Raw genomic sequence first — 22205 nt, forward strand, 5'->3', positions numbered from 1 at the left:
ACTATTCTAGAATCGCTACAGACCATGGGGCGCAATTCACATTTTTCCCAAGATTTAGACACACTTGCTTCTCTGAAGCATTGAAAATCACAGTTTTCTTCTCATCTTCATACTGACGAGAAAATGCATATACTCTGTTTTCATTATCAATATATTCCGTGCGATAATTGCCTCGGCTAAGGGCTTTGCTGCATTTTCGTATATGTGTCCATTTCTTGTAGAAATCAAATACTGATGTTTTTCTATCCCATTCCATAGGTCGTCTGTATTCCCATTCTTCTAATCCTTCCATGGCTTTTTCATCTCCGTAGAAAATAGATGGAATGCCAGGGGCGCACATCATAAATGCTAAGGCAAGCTCTAGTTTCCTCTCATCGCCATGGCAAAAGCTTAAGAATCTGCCTACATCGTGGGTATCAAGAAAATTCATCTGAGCCAGACTTACAGGATATGGATATCTATGAATCATCTTTTGAATCCTTTCATCAAACTGCTGTACATTTATTGACTCCTCAGCAAAAAACTCCTTGCATACACTAATAAATGTGTAATTCATAGTAGAGTCAAACTGATCGCCCAACAGCCAGTTCTCCGAATTTTCCCATATCTCTCCAATTAAAAAGCTGTCTGGATTCTCTTCTCTAATTGCCTTTTTAAATTCTCTAAACAATTCATGATTTATTTCATTGGCGACATCCATACGCCATCCATCAATACCGCATTCACGAATCCAAAATCTTCCAACATTACAACAATACTCTAAAACCTCTGGATTGCCTGTGTTAAGTTTTGGCATACTTGCCACATATGCAAAAGCCTCATAATTAGGATATGGCTTGGTCTCAATTGGGAATCTAAGCTTATAAAACCAGTCTACATACTTTGATTCTTTTCCCTTTTTTAGTACATCCTTAAATGCAAAAAAATCTGGGCCACAGTGATTAAATACACCATCTAAAATAATTTTAATTCCCCGTTTATGAGCAGCCTTTACTAAGGTTTTAAAATCATCAATTGTTCCAAAGCATGGGTCTATATCCATGTAGTCTACAGTGTCATATTTATGATAGCTGTTAGCCTTGAAAATCGGATTGATATAGATGCAGTTTGCACCAAGATCTTCAATATAATCAAGGTTTTCCACAATTCCTTTTATATTTCCACCGAGATTAGACCTATACTCTACCAATCCATCTGTCTCATCCGCTCCTATTCTCTCTTTTAATCTCTTGGATTGTCCTGAAATGCCTCCTTTTTCGCTGGCAAAGCTGTCAGGAAAAATCTGATACATCACCATGTCCTTTGTCCATTCAGGCATTTCAATCATATCTTCTCTACGTAAATACGGATATTGGAAATATTCAATTCTCTGTCTATTCATCTGCTCTGTAAATCCATATTCGCTATAAAACAGACTCACACTAAAGAAATCTTCTATTTGAAAATAATAGCAAATCCTAGTCAACGGACTTGATACTATACATTCAAAATAATCATATAATTCATCTGAGCCAGTGAGCTCCATAGGTACTTCATTTACCTGTACCTCTTTATGAATATCTACTCTATCCCCAAAAAAGAGGGAGACTTTTTTCAAGTCTCCCTTTGCTGCCTTGAGGACTACAACTAATGTATCTTCTTTTATCATGTACGCATCTTTTCCAAATGGGACATGACTTATTGCTGGTAAATTCAATTAATTATCCTCCGTCTGTAAGGTTGCGTCGTATGATGAGGATAACTTACAGTTATCCTTATCCTTTAACAGCGCCACCTGTTACACCTTCTACATAGAATTTCTGCATAACTATAAACAGAATTGCTATAGGCAAAGCAACCATCAATCCACCGCAGCAGAAATATGCAAAGTACTGATTGATAAGCGCTCTCTGAAGCAAGTTAAATAATCCGATAGCCATAGTCCACTGAGATGGATCTTTTGACTTAATCATAAGTCGAGCCATTACAAAATCCATCCATGGATTTAAGAATGAATTAATTACCGTATATACGATCATAGGCTTTGACAGTGGCACAACTATTCGACTAAAAATTGTTGCCTCTGATGCCCCTTCCAGTTTTGCAGCCTCGTGCAAGGACACTGGAATAGTATCAAAAAAGCCCTTTAGAATCAGATATCCTAAACCAGATGCACCGGAATATACAACAATAAGACCTAATAAACTATCAGTAAGTCCAATGAGTTTTAATACAAAATAAATCGCTATCATCGATAGTACTCCTGGGAACATTCCAAGAATCAATGAAAAACTCATCAGCTGCTTTCTTCCCTTAAATCTGAGAAATGAAAATGCGTAGGCTGTCATTATTACAAAAAGGGACGAAATAATACAGCAACATACACCGATTATCATTGAGTTTTTGAACCATGCTGGAAAATTGGCTGCGGTATCAGGTTCAAAAAACAGCTGGTGATAATTTGCTAGGGTCCAATGTTCAGGGAAGAAATGATTAGTATTAATTCCCTTTTGTGCACTAAATGTAGTAACTACAAGCCAGATAATTGGTATTAACCATATAAATGCTAGAAGTGCTAGAAAAATATGTCTTGCTACGATTTTACTTGTCTTTTTCATTATCTATACACCTCCTCTTTATCTCCACCAATCATTCTAGAGAATGTCAAAAGTGAAAGTGCCGCACTAATCAAGAATGTAATAATTCCAATAACTGACGCCATCTTAAAGTTACTGTATTCGTTTGTCAGTCTAAATAACCATGTTATAAGAAGATCTACTTCATTGGCATTTGAGTTAGCAAGTGCCATATTTGTAGTCTTATATGTATGTGTCAGCAAATAAATTACGTTGAAGTTATTGATATTTTGTATTACTGACTGTATCAATGAAGGTCCTGTTATAAATAGTACATATGGCATTGTTATCTTCCAAAATGTCTGGAATTTTGTAGCTCCATCTATTTTTGCAGATTCAATCTGATCTGATGGAATGTTCATCAAAATTCCTGTAGCAACAAGCATCTGATATGGAACACCTACCCATATATTTACCAGGATAATTGTCACGTGGGCCCAGCCAGGCTGCGACAAAAATGGTATGTATCCTGCGCTTTGTTTTAACAGTCCTATATGTTTAAAGAAATCTAATATTCCAACATTCTCACATATGGTATTTACGATACCATAATCACCAAACATCTTACCCACAAGAAGAAGTGTCACAAACTGAGGAATACCTATTGTAATTACAAACAGTGTTCTCCAAAGCCCCTTTGCCATTGTGTGCTCATGATTGATGAATTGCGCTAAAAGAATACCACCTATAAATGTAGTGGCTGTTGCTAGAATAGCCCATATAAGTGTCCAGGCAAGGACTCTTACAAATGTGTATCCAAAAGTTAATGTCTGGCTATTTGTAAATAGTCGTACAAAATTTTTAATACCAACCCAAGTAAATAAATAAGCTGGTGGCTGATGAGTTTCGTCATAATTCGTAAATGCGATACAAATCATAAACAGAATTGGAATGACATTGATAATAATTACTCCAATAGCAGGAATTGTAAGTAGAGTAATATGGAATTTGTCATTCTTAAAACTCATTAAATCTTCTTTAAAGCTATTTATATGCTCACCATTCTTCTTCATTTCCTGAAGCCTATAAACAGCCTTAATATTTCCAATATATAAAGCGATAAACGCAATAATAATCAAGATTCCAATGATTCCATACAACAATATCAAAAGCGAATTATCATAGTCATTGACCGTCTCTGACATTGTAAGTGGGTCAAATATCATTTCTCTTTGCACTGTACCAAGTGTTGAGAGTTTTGACATATATGGTAAAAATACCGAAACAAATGACGCAATTACTCCCACCTCAAGCATTACCATGAGAATTCCCTTAAGGATTTGTTTTCTTCCGAAGTATCCCATTCCCATGATTAAAAGTGAGAGCTTTACCCAGATATCACCATTTTTCACAACACTGCCAAATTCCTTTAGACTAGCAGCTCTTTTCTTAAAAAAGTTTCTCATAAATTATCCCTATTCTTAAGACATCATTTCATCATCAATAAAAAACCATGTAGCAACAAGCTTTGACCTCTAATCAAAGCCTGTTTGCTTAACATGGTCATTTTTTATTTCATTGAACTATTATTGTGCCGCATCAACTGGCTGCTCAATTCCTGCTACTGCATCATCAAGAAGCTGCTGTGATACATTGCCTTCAAGAATATTCTTTCCAAGTGATTCTGCTGGTGTCCAATAATTTCCGCCTACACGCTGTAGTGTTGCATAGTATGACTGCTCTGCAAGTGCATCAAGCGCTGGTGAAGATGCCTCAGCAAGTGCTGCCTTGTTAGAAGGGCCCTCACCTGTTGCCTTATATACTGCTACCTGTGACTCTTCATTTGAAAGGAACTCAGCCAAAAGCATTGACCATCCCTTATTTGCTGCGAATGAGTTTACACCTACGTATTTGTATCCACAGTATGAACCCATCTGTTTTGCCTCACCATTTACATCAAATGTTGGAAGCTTTGCTGCAGCGTATCCATCGCCATAAGCATCGGAAAAAGCATTTACATTCCATGTTCCTGAAACATAAGCTACTACCTTGCCATCATTTAAGTTTGCAAGCAAATCATCATTGCCATAGCTCTTGAATGATTTTGCTGATGTAACCTTTGCAAGAGACTCTGCTGCCGCAAGTCCAGCCTCAGAATTCCAGTCACAGTTGTTTGACATATCAGTATTTTCTGTAAGGCTGCAGCCTGCGCCTGCAAACCAACCATATAAATACCAACCATTGGCTACTTCGAATCCTACCTGCTTGCCAAGCTCATCAGCCTTTGCCGTAAGTGCTTCCCAAGAAGCTACATCCTCCTCTGAAAGTGCTGATGAATCATAATATAAGAAATATCCATTAGAAGCTGTGAATGGGTAACCATACTGCTTTCCATCATAACTTCCTGGCTCAATTGTTGTCTCTGTATCTACTTCATCAATCTTATATGTGTACTGAGCCTGAATCTCATTAATAGCTCCAGCCTTTACAAGTGCCTCAAGCTGATCATCAGGGAATACAAACACATCTGCTGCCTTCTCTGGGTCCTCTAAAACCTTGTCCTTCATATCAGCTTCTGAAACTGAGCCAATTGTAATGTTGAAATCAACATCAGGATACTGTGCCTCAAAAGCATCGCAGCGTTCCTTCATAACTTTCTGATATGCCTCTGTCTCTGAGCACCAAAGCTCAATGTCAACTGTTCCCTCTGTTGACGCAATAAGATTTGCAATTGCATCCTCTGATGACACTTCCCCCTGAGTATCTGTTCCACTGCCACCTTCAGCTGGTTTCTCTTCCTTTTTCTCTCCGCAACCTACAAAAGCTGTAAGTGCCATTGTTGAAATTAGAAGCGCTGAAACTAATTTCTTCTTCATCTAACCATCCTCCATTTTCTCTAATTGTTTATCCCTCTAGTTGCGCATTTTGAGCAACCGGTTGTCCTTTGAATATTATACTATCCTTAGGTTTGTTGTTCGTCAACTAAGCATTTTTCACCACTTTTATGTGATTATTTTGTGAAAATATACTAAGTTGTACTGTCTCTCATTTGGATATTAAAGTCTTTTAGGGTTTGATTTGCGATACTTTCACCATCTAGATTGCGCATCAAAAGCTCAAGTCCAAGAGCGCCAAGTTTTTTGGCGTCAAAATAAAGACTTGTCACTGATGGTTTTGATGTTGAAAGCAAATTAGAATCATAAAAAGAGCACAACTTTACATCCTCTGGCACCGATATCCCATCGTTGTGGAGGCAATTTAACACCGAGTTGCACAGCATATCGTCCATACAAACAATACACTCCGCTCCTTCAGCCAACGCCTCTTTTAAAACAGAGTCTAAGCGCACACTTTTATGCATATTTAAGAAAATAAGAGATTCATCTACTGGTAACCCCTTATTCTTGAAACCATTTTTAAAGCCCTGTAATCGGCTAAGAGTAACATTTATATTTTCTCCACCACCGATAAGAGCCATCTTTTTAATGCCGGCATCTATGAGGGTTTCTATCATTCTGGATGTAGCTCCCTCATTGTCATGATCAACATAAGGAACCTCTGGGTCCATTGGGTTTCCAACTACAATATATGGAATATCACATTGCTTTAAGAAATTAATAACCTTTGAATCTTTCTCGCAACGGCTGACAATTACAGCATCAATTTTTTTATTTTGAACTGCATGTTTAAGAGGTAGAATCCCGTCATTATCGGCCAATATTATAAGTACGTCGTACTCGAAATCTATAGCTCTATCACATACACCAGTCATAAGGGTTTGGAAATATGGCATCTCCCCCAATGCCGAGTCTGCAGGGAATACAAGCCCCACATTAAATGTGCGGTTTGCAGCCAAAGAACGAGCCACAGCGCTAGGACTGTAGTTGATTTCTTTAATATATTCATTTACCTTTCGTCTAGTCTCCTCGGAAATACGTCCTTTTCCAGAAATTGCTCGACTGACTGTTGTTTTGCTCATTCCAAGCTCTTTTGCTATTGAGTCTAATGTATGTCCCATCTTCTCCAACCTCTTTGCACATCCTTTTGCATTTGGAACCCTTGCAATTTAGAAAGCTAACACAAAAATCTTCTATTTGCAATCGGTTGCGCGTAATTTTGTAAAATCCCCACAAAAACCTATAATCAATTTATGTTATTATTATTTTTGAGATTTCAAAAAAGTTTCTTAACAGAGGATATTTATGGTTAATACAAATCTTACCACACAAAATGAAAAGCTTAGAGAAGTAGGTCTTGAGCTTAAATATACAGAGGATGGTCTAACTCTCACAGATGGAAAATTATCCATCATGGTTGACTTTAAAGATATGCTCCCACGCCTAAAGCAAAGCAATTTGCAAAACGAGATGCAGGTAAAGGCTGCTCGAATAAAAGGTCAGCCAATGCCTCAAAAAATAATCGATGCCACTGCAGGATTCGGTGAAGATTCTCTTATTTTAGCAGCTGCTGGATTTGAGGTGGACTTATATGAATTTGACGATATAATAGCTCTTCTTCTAGAAGACGGACTTGATAGAGCTAAAAATATACCAGAGCTTGCACCAATTGTGGCAAGGATGCATTTTCATCACGCTGATAGCATACAGGCTATGCAAAACCTTGATTATTTGCCTGATAGCATCTTGCTTGACCCTATGTTTCCTAGCAGAAGCAAAAGCGCCATGATAAAAAAGAAATTCCAACTTTTGCAAAAAATCGAAAGCCCTTGCTCGGTGGAGGAAGAGCTCTTAAATGCTGCAATTGCCGCTAATCCAAAGCGGATCATTATAAAGCGTCCCCTTAAGGGACCATTTCTTGCTGGCAAAAAGCCAAGCTATTCTCTTGAAGGCAAAGCAATCCGTTACGATTGTTTTGTATTTTCTCGTTCCTAAAATTTTTTAAATTTCAATAGTTTTTTCACGAAATGCCCTTATTTATGTCATAAAATGACAGTACATGATAAAGCGGGATATATTCCCGCCGTGTACCGAATTTTTCGAATGCATGATTTCATGGATTCGTCAGCAATATTTTTACGGAGGGCACTAATGGAAAAAGAATACAGGACAACCGTCCGTGCTAGAGTAACTAAGCACGTGGTTATATCTCTTCTTATATCCATAATTTTAGTTTCTATAGTCAACATGACTTATATGACTCGCAGAATCATAAAAGGGCAAAATAGAGAGCTCACTATAGCTACAGAACTCTGCGGTTCACAGGTAGATGCATGGGTTAATCAAATAAGAGGTGTTACTATAGATATTGCAGATACATTGGAAGCCGATGGAGAATTAGAAAAGGATGAGATAATCGCTCTTCTAGATGAGTTTGGGGAATCTCATCAGAATCTAGTTTTTCTTTACGTTGCCACCGAAGAAGGTGACATGTATATGGCTAGAGGTGTTACATATGCATCTGGTGTAGATCCTAGAGAGCGCACTTGGTATAAAACCGTAAAAGAAACTGGAGCATCTAGCATTATTGATCCATATATCAGCGCAACAAGACCTGATTTAATGCTTGCAACTGCTGCTAGTCCTATTTATCTAGATGGAAAATTAGTAGGTGTAGTAGGTGCAGATGCTGATGTTTCAACCATCAATGAATATGTTAGCTCTCTTGACTTTGAGAATGGCTCTTACGGATTTTTGATTGACTCAGAAGATAGAATTGTCGCCCATAAAAATCCTGACTATCAGCCTAATATTGATAAAGTAACTTCGGCTGCTGATGTTATTCCTGAGATAAAAGAGATACTTGATTCAAAAGCTGAACATGGACTATCCTCTGGAAAAGACTATAACGGAGATAAAGTTACCTATTCAGTTTCAAAACTAGAGAATTGCGATTGGAGAATTGGCGTTGCATATTCACAGAAATTGCTTTACAAGACAGTTGATAGAGGCATCCGCATCAGTTTATTCATTGCTATATTCTGTGCATTCCTTATTGCTGGAGAAATGACACTTGCCATTACACGTATATTAAAGCCAATTGAAAAGATTAATCCTGCGCTAGATAGAATTTTAGCCGGAGATTTCTCTACCAACCTAAATATTTCCAACAAGGAAGATGAGCTAGGCGAGCTTCAGGATAAATTATATGAAATCATAAAGCAGCTATCTACCATGATTTCCCAGCAGAAATCTATGATTCTGGAAATGGAAAAGGGCAATTTGACTGTGGATGATATTCCTGAATTTCCAGGAGATTTAAAGGAAACTTCTATTGCACTTAATTCAATAAAAGAAACATTTAATGACATTATTTCGGATATTCAATTCTCCGCAATTAACCTGCAGAGTTTTGCAATGGGTATCAACGAGACTAGTGACATAGAAGAGATGCGAGCTGTTTTTGAAGAACTTTCTGCCGAAGCAAATATCTTGATGGAAAAAACAAATAGATTCAAAACTGTGCCACCAACATATAAGGCAGAAGATTTTGAAAACGAAGAACAATTTGTGGCAGATTATTCTGAAGATGAATAACATTAAACAATATTAAAGAGGCGGTTTAAAACCGCCTCTTTTTAACTTACACTGTGAGTCATGGTCTGCTGACCAGCTGCAGCCGCCTTAATCCTCTTACATTCAGGACATAGACGCTGTCTTCCAGTATCAATGAATTTCTTATAGTCTTCCATATTCAGGTAGACTTTTTTCTTGCAATTCTCGCAAACAAAAAGATACAAAGGCATTATTATATCTCCCTTTAATTTCGCCACACAAGTTACCTATCTTCTTTTCTAAGAAGATCCATTTTCATATTGTAATAAGCAGGTGTCATATCAAGATAGTGGCGATGAGGATTTTCAAATCGCTGCTCCTCTGGCCATACGCTTGTATCAAGCTGCTGTTGTACTCTGTCACGGATAGTCTGGATTGGCTCGTCGTCAGATACCGCGCTACCTCCCCTAATAAGTGGTTGTTGCAAAAGCTCCGCCGTGCAGCCCTCAAATATATGAGTGCTCTTCCATGGCTGCTCGGGGTCTACAAATTTATACCCTCCTTTTGCGCTCATGTCAACCCTTTCTCCCTTAATTGCTATTAAATCTGCTACAGCACGACCTGTTTCATCTTTTATACGATACACATCCTTAAGGCCTGGATTAGTGATTTTCTCTACAGTTTCAGAGATTTTAATCTTTGGAATCACCTCTCCTGTGGCTGCATCAGTCACTGCACATAATTTGTAAACAGCTCCAAACACTGGCTCAGATTTTGCAGTAATAAGTCGCTCGCCAACTCCAAACGAATTAACCTGTCCACCCTGTTGAAGGATAGATGTGATTGTATATTCGTCAAGTGAATTGCTAACAATTATTTTTGCGTCTACAAATCCAGCTTTATCTAATAATTGTCTAGACTTTTTTGTCAAATATGCTAAATCGCCAGAATCTATGCGTATACCATAGCTTTTTGAAAGAATTCCTGCATTTTTCATTTCCTGGAACACTTTTATTGCATTTGGAACTCCAGATTTCAGCACATTATAGGTATCTACAAGCAAAATACAGTTGTTAGGATAGCTCTTTGCAAAGCTTCTAAAGGCCTCTAACTCTGATTTCCTATAGTCATTATCATCGGATGTGAAATACATTACGTAGCTATGAGCCATAGTACCGCCAATAGGGATATCAAAATACTGACCCGCAGAAACTGTAGCTGTACCACTCGCGCCACCGATATAGGCAGCTCGTGCGCCATATATAGCGGCATCATTATTGTGGGCTCTTCTGGCGCCAAAATCGGATACTGCACGACCTGCTGCTGCCCTTACAATACGACTAGCCTTTGTGGCAATAAGAGACTGATGATTTACCTGGGCTAAAATCTCTGTCTCCACAAGCTGAGCCTGGATAATAGGTGCTGTAACAGTAATTATAGGCTCATTTGGATACATGATTGTTCCCTCAGGAAATGCATCCACATCACCTGTGAACTTGAAATCCTTAAGATATGCTAAGAAATCCTCGGTGAAGTGTCCAACACTTCTTAAGTATTCAATATCCTCATCATCAAAGTGCATATTAAGAAGGTAGTCCTTTATCTGCTGCAATCCAGCAAAAATCGCAAAACCACCGCCGTCTGGATTAACTCTGTAGAACACATCAAAGCTTACCTTTGTGTTGTTGTCAATTGTAGGATCATTGAAGTACGCATTAGCCATTGTAAGCTCGTACTCATCCATCATCATTGTTAAGTTTCTTGCTTTATCTTGAGTCTGTCGCATAACGCCCCCTCTTTCTGCATCTACTCGCCAGGTGCACTATTAATAACTTTTCCTGTATTCCAAAGCATAGCTGCTCGCTCCGCCGCCTGCTTTCTGCCATCCTCGTCCTTGTATCCAACTGTGCCAGTATAGCTACCGCAATCAAGGCATGTCACATAATATCCATGGTCCTCTTCCTCGATTAATCCTGCTCCTGCACAAATAGGACAATCGTGTAACTCAATTTCTTCTGTGATGTCCATCTCACTATCCTCTATTCTTTCTCTAATTTACGAAGTGCCTCATTTATCTCATCGTAATTTTCTCTAATATGAGGCCGCAAGCAATTAACGCAAGATTTTACACCCTTATCTGTATACTTAAAATTGCCTCCACATTTGTCCCCTAAATGATAAAGGGGGCAATAGCAAAACAGACAATTAAAATCCTCTGGGTGATCTGTCTTGTGACATGGAAAATATTCACATTCTTTATTCTGGAAAAACTTGTAATGCTCCATATCTTCTCCTTGCTATTAGTCACTGTCTCCATTATACACTTTTCCTAGATTTTTTGTATAAGGTAAATAAGAGGGCCACATAAGTGACCCCCTTAGTAAATAATTTAGGTTTATTCTGCTTCAAAATTAGCTCTATATGCAATTACACCTGGGAGAAGATCATACTCAACTGCTGTAGCGAAATTTTTCTCCTGATTGTAAGCACCAATTGTAAGATTTACTGAACCGTCTTCATTTCTCTGAATGTCGTAACCCACGTTACACTCTACGTCACCGCCATTATCGTACTTAGAGTAGAAAACATATCCACCACCGTAGAAGCCTTCCCCATCTGAGTAGTCCATTCTAGTACCAGGTGTTAAACTTTCAATCTCTCCTCTTACTGCCAACTCCTGAGGGTTTAACAGCAAGGTTTTAAAATAGCTTCCATCTGGGTCGAGATATTCTCCGTCAACAGCATCAGTGCATTCATATCCCTTGAATACTTCGTACTGCATTTCAGGTCCATTCATGTTAAAGGCACCAACCTCACCAATCAAATGAACCTCACTAATATCTTCATTTCCATCTGTTGAATATACTAAGTCTAGAACCTCAGGATTTTCTATCTGGCAGTTATAGTAGTATTCATCTGTTGGTTCGATGTTATATTTAACAAATTCATTTTCTCTATATATGTTAATTCCCGTTTTTGTTTCCACTAATACAAGATAAGCATCCTTGTTATCCCCATTTAATTCTGTAAATGGAGTGAGATTCTTGCATTTTTCCATAAGAGCAGCATCTTCATCTGATAAGCCTTCTACAGGCTGTTCTGCTTCATCTGCCGTAGACTCTACATTTTCATCCTCAGCTTCTTCCACAGCAGTTTCTTCTGGTGCTGCTTCTGTGGCCTCATCTACTGCCACTACTTCAGACGCATTATTTTCCTCTGCATTTACAATATCAGGATTAAATGCGGCAGTTCCAATAGCCGTTGCCATAGCAAGTGCAAAAGATACATACTTTTTGTTTTTCATAACTTTGCCCTCCATTTCTATTAGGTTTGTGAAATAGTAATTCTCGAAATAAGCAATTTAATGCTCATTTCTGTTGCAACGGGTATATTGTTGCATGTCTACAATATCTGTTCAATATCTTTATAGCTTTTTTAAGACACATAAATCAAATATAAAGTTTACCTAAATTTTTATCCACATTTCAATTAACCTGTGGTTATATTCTTTAATTTTCAAACATATTTCCTACCAAACAAAAAAGGGCTGCCTCTCGGCAACCCATAATCTCTAAAAACTATGAAACTTTAAGCTTGAACTTCTGAAGCTCGTGCTCTGAATCAACCTCAGCAAATGTAGCACCAAGCTTTGTAAATTTACCAACGATATCCTCATATCCACGCTGGATATACTTGATATCGTCAATGACTGTAAAGCCATCAGCTGCAAGACCTGCGATGATAAGAGCAGCACCTGCTCTAAGGTCTGGCGCGCTAACCTGTGCGCCTGTATATCTCTCAACACCTGTGACAATTGCTACAGTGCTCTCTACCTTAATATTGGCACCCATGCGAGCAAGCTCGTCAACATATTTGAAACGATTCTCAAAAATCGACTCTGTAACTGTACTAGTACCACTAGCGATTCCAAGAACTGCCGTAATCTCTGGCTGCATATCTGTAGGGAATCCTGGATATGGAAGTGTTGTGACATGAGTATGAGTAAGCTTGCGGTCCTTAGCAATTACACGAACTGCATCATCATACTCCTCAACAATACAACCTGCCTCCATAAGCTTAGCTGAAGTGGCCTCCAAATGCTTAGGGATAACATTTTTGATTAAAACATCGCCATGTGTAGCTGCTGCCGCACACATATATGTACCAGCCTCAATCTGATCTGGAATAACTGCGTAAGTAGTACCATGAAGTGCGCTTACACCAACAATGCGGATAACATCTGTACCGGCACCTCTGATATTAGCACCCATACTGTTAAGGAACGAAGCAACATCTACTACGTGTGGCTCCTTAGCAGCATTCTCAATAGTAGTCTTGCCCTCTGCAAGAACTGCAGCAAGCATAATATTGATAGTAGCACCAACAGATACCTTATCAAGGAAAATGTGGTTACCTACAAGCTTGTCAGCGCGAGCAGACCAGAGGCCATAAGATACATCTACATTAGCTCCTAGTGCCTTAAGACCCTTCACATGAAGGTCGATAGGACGTGAACCAATGAGGCATCCACCTGGGAGAGCAACCTCTGCATTCTTGTACTTACCAAGAAGAGCTCCCATTAAGTAATAAGAAGCACGAATCTTTTTAATGTACTCATAGTCTACAGAAAGTCTGTTGATACTAGCTCCGTTGATTTCAACTGTGTGGTCATCAACGCGGTTAATAGTTGCTCCAATATCCTCAATCGCACCGATAAGGACATTTATATCTTTAACATTTGGTAAATTTTCAATTGTAACGGTTTCGTCTGTCATAATGGCGCCAGCCAAAATTCCCAAGGCTGCATTTTTAGCACCACTGATCTCAACCTCTCCTGAGAGAGCAGTGCCGCCCTTAATTACATACTGTTCCATTTTATCTCCTAATTAATTTCAAAATCACTCCGATATAATTTAGCATAAAAGCCGTTTTTCTGCAACAATTGAGAATGATTACCCTGCTCCACAATGGCTCCATCTTTGATGAATAAAATCAGGTCAGCGCCCTTAATTGTTGACAATCTGTGAGCAACCACAAATGTAGTGCGGCCATCCATCATTTTATTAAATGCTGATTGTATTCTCTGCTCAGTTCTTGTATCTATCGAGCTTGTTGCCTCATCTAATATTAACATCGGAGGAATATTTAACATTACCCTTGTAATACATAAAAGCTGTAACTGACCAAGGGATAGGGTTCCCTCTCCTGCATTAATCACAGTGTCATAACCATATGGCATCTTCCTAATAAAGCTATGGGCATGACTAGCCTTGGCTGCCTCGATTATTTCTTCATCAGAAGCCTCAGGATTTGCCATCTTAAGATTTTCTTTTATTGAAGCATTCTTAAGCCATGTCTCCTGCAATACCATTCCAAAATTACTGCGCAAATCATCCAGAGGAATTTCTCTTATATCTCTGCCATCTATAAGAATCTGCCCTGAATCAATATCGTAAAACCTCATAAGCAGATTAATGATAGTACTCTTGCCTGCACCAGTCGGTCCTACGATAGCAACTTTCTGGCCTGGCTCTACTTTTATATTAAGATTCTCAATAAGCTTTTTACTTTTATCATAAGAAAAGCATACGTTTTTAAATTCTATGCTGCCCCGAGGTTCAATAAGCTTATCCTCTCCCTCATCAAGCTCCACATCAGCGTCAATCACCTCAAACAAACGGGACGCACAAGCCAAAGCGTTTTGAAACTCTGTTATAACTCCAGAAATCTCATTAAATGGCTTGGCATAGTTGCTTGCATAGGACAAGAAGCTGGCAAGACCACCTACAGTTATACCTCCTGTGGTAACCATAACAGCCCCAAATACTCCTACCGCCGCATATATAAGATTATTAACTAGGCGTGTGCTTGGATTGACAATCGAAGAATAAAATGTGGCCTTCATTGATGCATCTGCCAAATCATTATTCATACTTCCAAAATTCTCAAGTGCATCATCCTCATAATCCATATTGCGAACTATATTTTTATTTACGATAATCTCCTCTATATAGGATGTCTCCTGCCCTCTGAGTTTTGCCTGCGTTCCAAAAAACTTGTAAGTCTTTTCTGAAATAAACTTCGCAATAAGAAGAGATACTGGTGTTGCAATAATAACAATCAAAGCAATTTTTAAAGAGATTGTTATCATAAAATAGATAGTGCCTATTATGGTCAGAACTCCAGTAAATACCTGTGTAAATCCCATTAAAAGTCCATCTGCAAAAGTATCTGCATCAGAGACTATTCTACTAACAAAATCACCGTGAGGGTGAGAATCAATATCAGAAAGCTTGGCATGCTGCAACTTTGCAAAAGCTCTATCTCTCAAATTCTTAGTAACACTATAGGTAATACGATTATTCACTCTATTCATAATCCATTGAGTGAAAAATGTAGCTACCACTGTTGCAACCATAAGCTGAAGAATATAGATGAGCTTGTCAAAATCTACATTTTCCTTAGCTACTATACAGTCCACTGCCCTACCAGTGAGAATTGGAATCAAAAGGGTCAGATACACAGTAAATAATGCGCAAACAACTGATATTAATATGCTAAATCTGTATTCTCTTAACTCTGATAAAATCCGATTAAATATCTTAGATTGAGGCTGTTTATTCATTGGCGGCCTCCTCTCTAGGATACTGACAGTAATATATCTCCTCGTACTCCTCACATTTTGAAAGAAGCTGGGCGTGTGTACCTAATCCAACTGATTTACCATCCTCTAGTACCAAAATCTGATCTGCATCCTTAACTGAAGATGCTCTCTGGGAAACAATTATAATTGTAGGATTCCAGCTAAGCTCTGATAAAGCTTTCCTCAGGTGTGCCTCTGTACTCAAGTCAAGAGCGCTGGCAGAGTCGTCAAGGACTAAAATAGCAGGCTTTCCCATAAGTGCCCTTGCTATCGTAAGTCGTTGCTTCTGACCACCAGAAAAATTATTTCCTCTAGCTGAAACTATAGTATCGAGCCCCTCTTTTTTAGCGATAAAATCAGATGCTTGCGCGATATTTAATGCTGAATTAATTTCATCATCAGATGCATCTTGTTTATACATTGTCATATTTGAACGTATTGTTCCACTAAATAGAGATGCCTTTTGAGGCACTATACCAAATATTATAGCTATAGAACTATCACTAAGGGTCTTTACATCTCTTCCATCAATTTCAATGCTACCCTCACTAACGTCATATGTGTGAGTCAGCAACTTGAGTAATGTACTCTTACCAGAACCAGTTCCACCAATTATTCCAAGGGTAGAGCCCGGCTCTATTTCAAGTGAGATGCCTTCCAAGTCCATTTCATTTGAATTGTTGTAGCTAAAGGATACATTCTTAATTGAAATAGCACCCTTTGCAATAAAAGTCTCATCTGCTGTAGCAGTTATTTCATGACATCTCTCATCTGATTTCATCTCCATTATTTCACATACTCTATCTGCAGATGGAAATGCCTTCATAAGAAGAACAATAAGATTTGCCAGCTTTATAAGCTCAACTAAAATCTGTCCCATATAATTTACAAGAGCCACAACATCTCCTCTAAGGATAAATCCTCTGTCAACTCTCTGTGCTGATACGTATATAAGTCCTACTATTCCAATGTTTACTATTACATAAGTAACGGGATTCAATAGGGCAGAAATCTTGCCTGTATGAATCTGCATTTCTGCTAGATTTGATGTCTTATTTTGAAATGCTTCCGCTTCCTCATCAACCTGGCAAAATGCTCTAAGCACTCTTGCCCCCGATAGATTTTCAGAAACTGCGTGGAGTACTTTTTCTAGTTTAGCTGCTATAGCTTTATATCTAGGAAGAGTGTACTTCATAATAAAATACACAAAAATAGATAAGGCAACTACCACAGCTATAAAAGTAAGTGCTGATTTAATATCAACAATAAATGCCATAATTGTAGCGCCAGCCACTATAAATGGTGAACGAAGAAAAAGTCTTAGAACCATATTGATACCATTTTGAATCTGGTTAATATCAGCAGTGATTCTAGTAGTTAATACTTCCTCACCTATTTTTTCTTTGGTCCCCTGTGAAAGTCCTAGAATCTTTTGGAATAAATCCTTTCGTATTTCAGCTGCTGAATACACAGCTACATAGGCACTAAAATACTGAGCAGTAATAGAAAACATAAGGCCTACAACCGCCAATAAAATTAAAACCCCACTCATCATAACAATGTAGTGGGTATCTGAGCTTGCGATACCCTTGTTGATGATGGATGCCATAACAAGTGGTACCAAAAGCTCAAATATCGCCTCTAGCATTTTGAAAAGTGGGGCAAGTATTGCTCTTATTTTATATTTTTTAACGTAGTTAAGAATAAATCTCATATTTACTCTACATCAGATTATTCAGCTGTTTCTTCAGTTGATTCCTCTGGTGTCTCCTCAGAATCTGCTGCTGTATCTTCTGTTGTTTCAGTCTCTTCTGCTGAATCTTCATCCTCTGTTACTTCTGTAGATTCAGTTGACTCATCTGTTGCTTCTGCGTCATCAGCTGGAGCCTCTGTCTCTTCAGCTGGCTCTGCTGGCTGCTCTACTGGCTTAGATTTGAAGTGATCAGTAAATGTAACCTTAGCCCACTGATCATCATCTAAAGTAAACTCATAAGCAGACATCCATGTATCTACAAGTGAATTGAATGCGTCTGTCTTAAGAGATGATTTCTTATCTGCTGATGCATCCTCATCATGGTCTGAAGTAAGGTGGATTACATAATATCCAACGCCCTCTACCTCGATTACATCAGAAGTGTCACCCTCTTCAAGCTCCTCTGCTGCTGAGATAATAGCCATATCCATCTTCTCATCTGACTCCTCGCCCTTGAGGTATGAATATGTGCTGCTTGTAAGCTCCTGAGCCTCTACCTCAGCATCAAAATCTGATGCCGCAGCAATGCTATCAGCCTGATCCTTAAATGCTGCTAGCTCCTCATCTGTGTACTCCTTTACTGTACCTGTCATTGGATCAGTTCCAGAAGTATCTATCTGTACATAAGAGAATGTACGCATCCAGCAATCATCCTCTGTAATATTAGCATCCTCTGCATCCTCTACCGCTGTCTCCACAAGCTTGTAGATTGTCTTCTCCTCAAGGTATCTCTTAACGTACTCCTCTGTAGCTCCAAGTTCCTCAAGTGTATCCTTAGAGTTATCTGACATGAACTTTGCAGTAGCATCTGCAATTGCTTTATTCTGCTCATCAGAAAGAGCAATTCCGTAATCAGCTGCATGCTGCTTTACAACATACATCTGCTCTATATCTGTAATGATTCCGCTTTTGGTCTGGTCCTCCATTGAATATCCAAGACCGCCCATCATATCCTGAGACCACATAGTTGAAACATCATAGCCCATCATTGGATAAAACTGCTCATATAACGACTGCTGATAACGAGCAACGAAATTACCATATCCAAGAGTGATAGTCTCTTTTGTGTTCTCCCCTTTTATAGTAATTAATGTAGCGCTGTCCTTGATTTTGTTACCACAGCCTGTAAGAAGAACTGTACCTGCTAAAGCTGCCACACATGTTGTTTTTAATACTGCCTTTTTCATTATACTAACTTCCTCCTGAGTGTCTTCCACCCAATATATTTTCAAGCCTTTTCATTATAGTTAATATTGTTTTAATTATCAACTTTAATGCTCTTTAAATCCATAAGGAAATCCTGCAAATAATCAAATATTTCACTAGGCTTAATTCTTGTATTTGCCTTTGTGTTGAATATAAACGCAGGAGCCTTTGGATCAGCTGCAAAAGTGATATGTGGATTGTTCCTCTCAAGAAGGGAAGGAATCTGTGTTACATCGATTTTAGCCTTCTCATACATAACAATTCTGATGATATCCTGCTTCTGCTCGATAGCAGTAACATATGCATCGTGGGCCTTTACCCTGAGCATTGCTACCCAAAGGAGATTCTGAACACATCTCTTTGGCTCACCAAATCTATCCACAAGTTCATCAAGCATCTCATCCCTTGCTTCCTCAGAATCAATAGTTGCGATTCGTTTATAAATATCTATTCGCTGCTCCTCATTTGATACATAAGTATCAGGAAGATATGCCTCAATATTAACATCCACAGTGGTGTTAAACTGGTCCTCTGTAACCTCACCCTTTTCGATTTTAACAGCCTCATTAAGCATCTTACAGTATAGGTCGTAACCAACAGCTGTCATGTTACCATGCTGCTCTACTCCAAGAAGATTACCTGCTCCTCTGATTTCAAGATCTCGCATAGCGATTTTAAATCCAGAACCAAGGTCGGTAAATTCCTTGATTGCTGCCAGTCTCTTCTCTGCAACTTCCTTTAGAAGCTTGTCCCTTTTGTACATTAAAAATGCGTATGCTGTTCTGTTACTTCGTCCCACACGGCCTCTAAGCTGGTATAGCTGAGAAAGACCCATGTTGTCAGAGTCATGAATAATTATCGTATTTACGTTAGAAATATCCAGGCCAATTTCAATGATAGTTGTGGCCACAAGCACATCTATCTCATGGTTGATAAACTGCATCATAACATCCTCAACCTTGGCCTCTGTCATCTGTCCATGAATATAACCAACAGTTGCCTCTGGAACCAGGCGCTCTATTTCTGCTGCCATATCCTGGATGCCTCTTACCCTGTTAAAGACATAGTAGACCTGGCCGTCTCTAGCCATCTCTCTCACTATAGCCTCTCGAACCATCTCTTCGTTGTATTCAAAAACAAAGGTCTGAATTGGAGTACGCTCCATAGGTGGCTCGTCCAAAACACTCATATCCCTGATTCCAACAAGAGACATGTGAAGGGTACGAGGAATAGGAGTAGCAGATAGAGAAAGTACATCTACAGTCTTTTTCATCTGCTTAATACGTTCCTTATGGTTAACGCCAAAGCGCTGCTCCTCATCTATTATAAGGAGTCCCAAATCCTTGAATTCTATATCCTTTGAAAGCAATCTGTGAGTTCCAATGACAATATCTACCATGCCTTTTTTCAAACCTTCGATTGTCTTTTTCTGTTCCGCTGGAGTTCTAAATCTGCAAAGCAATCCCATATTAACAGGATAGCCACCCATTCTCTGGATGAAATTGTTGTAGTGCTGCTGAGCAAGAATTGTGGTAGGCACCAGGTACGCAACCTGCTTGCCCTCTTGTACAGCCTTGAAAGCAGCACGCATTGCTACCTCAGTCTTGCCGAAACCTACATCACCACAGATAAGTCTATCCATGATTTTTTTAGACTGCATATCCTTTTTTATAGCTGCAACAGCCTCAAGCTGGCCATCAGTTTCCTCATAAGGGAAACTTTCCTCAAACTCACGCTGCCATACTGTATCAGGCCCATATACAAATCCGTCTGTATTTTGGCGAAGTGCATAAAGGTCAACAAGCTCCTTTGCAACCACACCTACAGCAGACTGAACTTTTTGCTTTGTTCTATTCCACTCTTGAGTACCTGCTCCAAGAGAATTAAGCTTTGGCTTTTTGCCGTCTGGACCAGAGTATTTTTGAATCTGATCAAGCTGGGATGTAAGCACGTAGAGATTGCTTCCCTTGGCATACTCTATCTTGATATAGTCCCTGATAACCTTATCAAGTTCCATCTGTTCAGTACCCTTGTAGATACCAAGACCATAGTTTTCGTGGACTACAAAATCTCCAACATGCAAGTCAGAGAATGAAGATATAGACTCACCCTCATACTTCTTAACACGGCGCTTTTTCTTTCTTACATGTCCAAAGATATCTCCATCAGACAGCATTACAAAAGCAGAATCAGGGTAATCAAATCCTCTTTTAATATTACCAACACATAGCATAGTCTCACCAGGATTAATCTCATGGTCTAAATCCATAGTAAAATATGCGTTCAATCCCTCTTCTAAAAGGTCTTCTGCTAGACGCTGTCCCTTAGTGGCTGAGCTAGTCACAAGAAGGACTCTATACTTTCGTTTTTTATATTGAAGCAGCTCTTTTGTCAAAAGCTCAAAGCTGCCGTTGTATGCGTTTACCCCTTGAACTGCAATACTGAAATGATCTGCAGACTTGATGTATTTATTCTTGGCATCTAAAACAGACATCAAGGTAGTAGGGAATTTTTCTATTTTGCCCATAATCTCCGAAACTCCATAGAGCATGTCCATCTGGCCCTTGAGCATATATCCAGACTCGACACGTCTAGTCATTGCATCGGAAAATTCAGTCTCTGTTACCTCGCCTTTGCTTATTACCTTTTGAATCTCATCTACAAATACATAGGTGCCCTTTGGCATAAAATCAATAAATGAACCTAGCTTGTCGCAGAAATAAGTGAGGTTTGTCTCAAGCTCCTGGCTTAAGCCCCATTCTCTAGTCTCTTCCACAACTCTATCTACATAAGTCTTAAGGTGATATGCCTCTTCTGTCTTCATCTCCTTGCGGTATGCTTCATAGCGCTCATCCCGCTCAGCCTCAATCTTTTTAAGACCAGCCTCAACCTCTTCAGCGCTTAATATTAGCTCTACTGCAGGAAATATTAAAACAGAATTTATATTTTCGATAGACTTCTGATTTGATGGGTCATAGGAGCGAATACTATCCACCTCATCACCCCACAGCTCTATACGAACTGGCAAATCATTGGTAAGAGGAAAAACATCGATAATACCACCTCGGACAGCAAACTCGCCTGGATGCTCGCAGGTGCCTACATTTTCATAACCCATAGCTACAAGCTTGCGACGAAGTGCCTCAAGCTCCACTGTGTCTGTATCAGAAATAGCAACAACTCCATCTTCAAAATAAGAAAGGGCTGGTAGCTTGTTCATCAAAGCATCGATAGTAGTCACTACTGTACAGCTATTTTCCGAAATAACCGCCTCAATAGCCTGCATACGCTCTCTAGTCAAAGCATTTCCTCTTATATCAGACTGATAGAACAGGAAATCCTTTGCTGGAAAATACACTACATTTGAATCATAGAAACGGTACTCATCATATAATTCTCTAGCCTTAAGTTCATCTGATGTGATGATAAGCTTGTATTTTGCATCTACGCCTATACCAAAAATAAGGTGTGCCTTATCAGCACACCCAGTTAAATCGTAAACTTTCCCATATTTGTGTAGAGCCTCTCTAAGAGACTCTACAGCTGTAAGTGATTTAAATGGTTCAAGAAATGTTTTCATAATTTAACCATGATTT

At 39.0% G+C, this 22205-nt stretch carries 17 protein-coding genes; 2 read left to right on the plus strand and 15 right to left on the minus strand.

Annotated elements, in window-relative coordinates; translation table 11 throughout:
- Position 1: 1 nt before the first annotated feature.
- From BLP50_RS10480 to BLP50_RS10500, 5 genes are all read right to left on the minus strand, one after another.
- Positions 2–1696: a glycoside hydrolase family 13 protein gene (locus tag BLP50_RS10480; protein ID WP_090154474.1), complete on the minus strand. Its 1695-nt coding sequence runs from the start codon at positions 1694–1696 to the stop codon at positions 2–4.
- Between the two features lie 58 nt (positions 1697–1754).
- Entirely contained in the window at positions 1755–2597 is an 843-nt protein-coding gene (locus BLP50_RS10485) for a sugar ABC transporter permease (protein WP_176753754.1), read from the minus strand.
- Positions 2597–4021 carry a carbohydrate ABC transporter permease gene (locus tag BLP50_RS10490; protein WP_090154478.1) on the minus strand — a complete coding sequence of 475 codons (1425 nt, stop codon included), beginning with the start codon at positions 4019–4021 and terminating at the stop codon, positions 2597–2599. The genes BLP50_RS10485 and BLP50_RS10490 overlap by 1 nt, the downstream gene beginning before the upstream one ends.
- Positions 4022–4141: 120 nt before the next feature.
- The gene (locus BLP50_RS10495; RefSeq protein ID WP_090154481.1) at positions 4142–5431 is read right to left on the minus strand and encodes an extracellular solute-binding protein; all 1290 of its coding nucleotides are present in this window, start codon (positions 5429–5431) and stop codon (positions 4142–4144) included.
- A gap of 152 nt (positions 5432–5583) precedes the next feature.
- Positions 5584–6582 carry a LacI family DNA-binding transcriptional regulator gene (locus BLP50_RS10500; protein WP_278335210.1) on the minus strand — a complete coding sequence of 333 codons (999 nt, stop codon included), beginning with the start codon at positions 6580–6582 and terminating at the stop codon, positions 5584–5586.
- Positions 6583–6757: 175 nt separating this feature from the next.
- On the opposite strand from BLP50_RS10500, the gene BLP50_RS10505 reads away from it, so the two are divergent.
- Together BLP50_RS10505 and BLP50_RS10510 are read left to right on the plus strand one after the other, a co-directional pair.
- Positions 6758–7447: a class I SAM-dependent methyltransferase gene (locus BLP50_RS10505; RefSeq protein ID WP_090154485.1), complete on the plus strand. Its 690-nt coding sequence runs from the start codon at positions 6758–6760 to the stop codon at positions 7445–7447.
- A 156-nt stretch (positions 7448–7603) separates the two neighbouring features.
- Positions 7604–9049: a cache domain-containing protein gene (locus tag BLP50_RS10510; RefSeq protein ID WP_176753755.1), complete on the plus strand. Its 1446-nt coding sequence runs from the start codon at positions 7604–7606 to the stop codon at positions 9047–9049.
- Between the two features lie 41 nt (positions 9050–9090).
- On the opposite strand, the gene BLP50_RS14325 is transcribed toward BLP50_RS10510, so the two are convergent.
- The 10 genes from BLP50_RS14325 to mfd all read right to left on the minus strand — a co-directional run bounded on the left by BLP50_RS14325 (position 9091) and on the right by mfd (position 22189).
- Complete coding sequence (locus tag BLP50_RS14325) at positions 9091–9258, minus strand: hypothetical protein (RefSeq protein WP_163927221.1); 168 nt, start codon at positions 9256–9258, stop codon at positions 9091–9093.
- Positions 9259–9290: 32 nt separating this feature from the next.
- The gene (locus BLP50_RS10515; RefSeq protein WP_090154489.1) at positions 9291–10793 is read right to left on the minus strand and encodes a nicotinate phosphoribosyltransferase; all 1503 of its coding nucleotides are present in this window, start codon (positions 10791–10793) and stop codon (positions 9291–9293) included.
- Positions 10794–10813: 20 nt separating this feature from the next.
- Positions 10814–11035: a Lar family restriction alleviation protein gene (locus BLP50_RS10520; RefSeq protein WP_090154491.1), complete on the minus strand. Its 222-nt coding sequence runs from the start codon at positions 11033–11035 to the stop codon at positions 10814–10816.
- An 11-nt stretch (positions 11036–11046) separates the two neighbouring features.
- Positions 11047–11292, minus strand: coding sequence for a cysteine-rich small domain-containing protein (locus BLP50_RS10525; protein ID WP_090154493.1), 246 nt, complete (start codon positions 11290–11292; stop codon positions 11047–11049).
- A gap of 110 nt (positions 11293–11402) precedes the next feature.
- Positions 11403–12311, minus strand: coding sequence for a hypothetical protein (locus tag BLP50_RS10530; RefSeq protein ID WP_090154495.1), 909 nt, complete (start codon positions 12309–12311; stop codon positions 11403–11405).
- 274 nt (positions 12312–12585) lie between these two features.
- On the minus strand, positions 12586–13881 hold the full coding sequence (locus BLP50_RS10535) for a UDP-N-acetylglucosamine 1-carboxyvinyltransferase (RefSeq protein WP_090154498.1): 1296 nt from the start codon (positions 13879–13881) through the stop codon (positions 12586–12588).
- Positions 13882–13889: 8 nt separating this feature from the next.
- Positions 13890–15632: an ABC transporter ATP-binding protein gene (locus tag BLP50_RS10540; protein WP_090154500.1), complete on the minus strand. Its 1743-nt coding sequence runs from the start codon at positions 15630–15632 to the stop codon at positions 13890–13892.
- Positions 15625–17364, minus strand: a complete 1740-nt coding sequence (locus BLP50_RS10545; protein ID WP_090154502.1) for an ABC transporter ATP-binding protein — start codon at positions 17362–17364, stop codon at positions 15625–15627. Before BLP50_RS10545 ends, BLP50_RS10540 begins: the two co-directional genes overlap by 8 nt.
- Positions 17365–17381: 17 nt before the next feature.
- On the minus strand, positions 17382–18590 hold the full coding sequence (locus tag BLP50_RS10550; RefSeq protein WP_090154504.1) for a peptidylprolyl isomerase: 1209 nt from the start codon (positions 18588–18590) through the stop codon (positions 17382–17384).
- A 71-nt stretch (positions 18591–18661) separates the two neighbouring features.
- Positions 18662–22189, minus strand: coding sequence for a transcription-repair coupling factor (gene mfd / locus BLP50_RS10555; RefSeq protein ID WP_090154506.1), 3528 nt, complete (start codon positions 22187–22189; stop codon positions 18662–18664).
- Between the last annotated feature and the right edge of the window lie 16 nt (positions 22190–22205).

Origin of the sequence: Pseudobutyrivibrio sp. AR14, from assembly GCF_900101325.1 — a bacterium.
GTDB lineage: Bacteria > Bacillota > Clostridia > Lachnospirales > Lachnospiraceae > Pseudobutyrivibrio.

Coding starts and splice junctions, on each gene's coding strand:
- BLP50_RS10485 (WP_176753754.1), bottom strand. CDS start 2,597: ATGAAAAAGACAAGTAAAATCGTAGCAAGACATATTTTTCTAGCACTT.
- BLP50_RS10490 (WP_090154478.1), bottom strand. CDS start 4,021: ATGAGAAACTTTTTTAAGAAAAGAGCTGCTAGTCTAAAGGAATTTGGC.
- BLP50_RS10495 (WP_090154481.1), bottom strand. CDS start 5,431: ATGAAGAAGAAATTAGTTTCAGCGCTTCTAATTTCAACAATGGCACTT.
- BLP50_RS10505 (WP_090154485.1), top strand. CDS start 6,758: ATGGTTAATACAAATCTTACCACACAAAATGAAAAGCTTAGAGAAGTA.
- BLP50_RS10510 (WP_176753755.1), top strand. CDS start 7,604: ATGGAAAAAGAATACAGGACAACCGTCCGTGCTAGAGTAACTAAGCAC.
- BLP50_RS14325 (WP_163927221.1), bottom strand. CDS start 9,258: ATGCCTTTGTATCTTTTTGTTTGCGAGAATTGCAAGAAAAAAGTCTAC.
- BLP50_RS10515 (WP_090154489.1), bottom strand. CDS start 10,793: ATGCGACAGACTCAAGATAAAGCAAGAAACTTAACAATGATGATGGAT.
- BLP50_RS10520 (WP_090154491.1), bottom strand. CDS start 11,035: ATGGACATCACAGAAGAAATTGAGTTACACGATTGTCCTATTTGTGCA.
- BLP50_RS10525 (WP_090154493.1), bottom strand. CDS start 11,292: ATGGAGCATTACAAGTTTTTCCAGAATAAAGAATGTGAATATTTTCCA.
- BLP50_RS10530 (WP_090154495.1), bottom strand. CDS start 12,311: ATGAAAAACAAAAAGTATGTATCTTTTGCACTTGCTATGGCAACGGCT.
- BLP50_RS10535 (WP_090154498.1), bottom strand. CDS start 13,881: ATGGAACAGTATGTAATTAAGGGCGGCACTGCTCTCTCAGGAGAGGTT.
- BLP50_RS10540 (WP_090154500.1), bottom strand. CDS start 15,632: ATGAATAAACAGCCTCAATCTAAGATATTTAATCGGATTTTATCAGAG.
- BLP50_RS10545 (WP_090154502.1), bottom strand. CDS start 17,364: ATGAGATTTATTCTTAACTACGTTAAAAAATATAAAATAAGAGCAATA.
- BLP50_RS10550 (WP_090154504.1), bottom strand. CDS start 18,590: ATGAAAAAGGCAGTATTAAAAACAACATGTGTGGCAGCTTTAGCAGGT.
- mfd (WP_090154506.1), bottom strand. CDS start 22,189: ATGAAAACATTTCTTGAACCATTTAAATCACTTACAGCTGTAGAGTCT.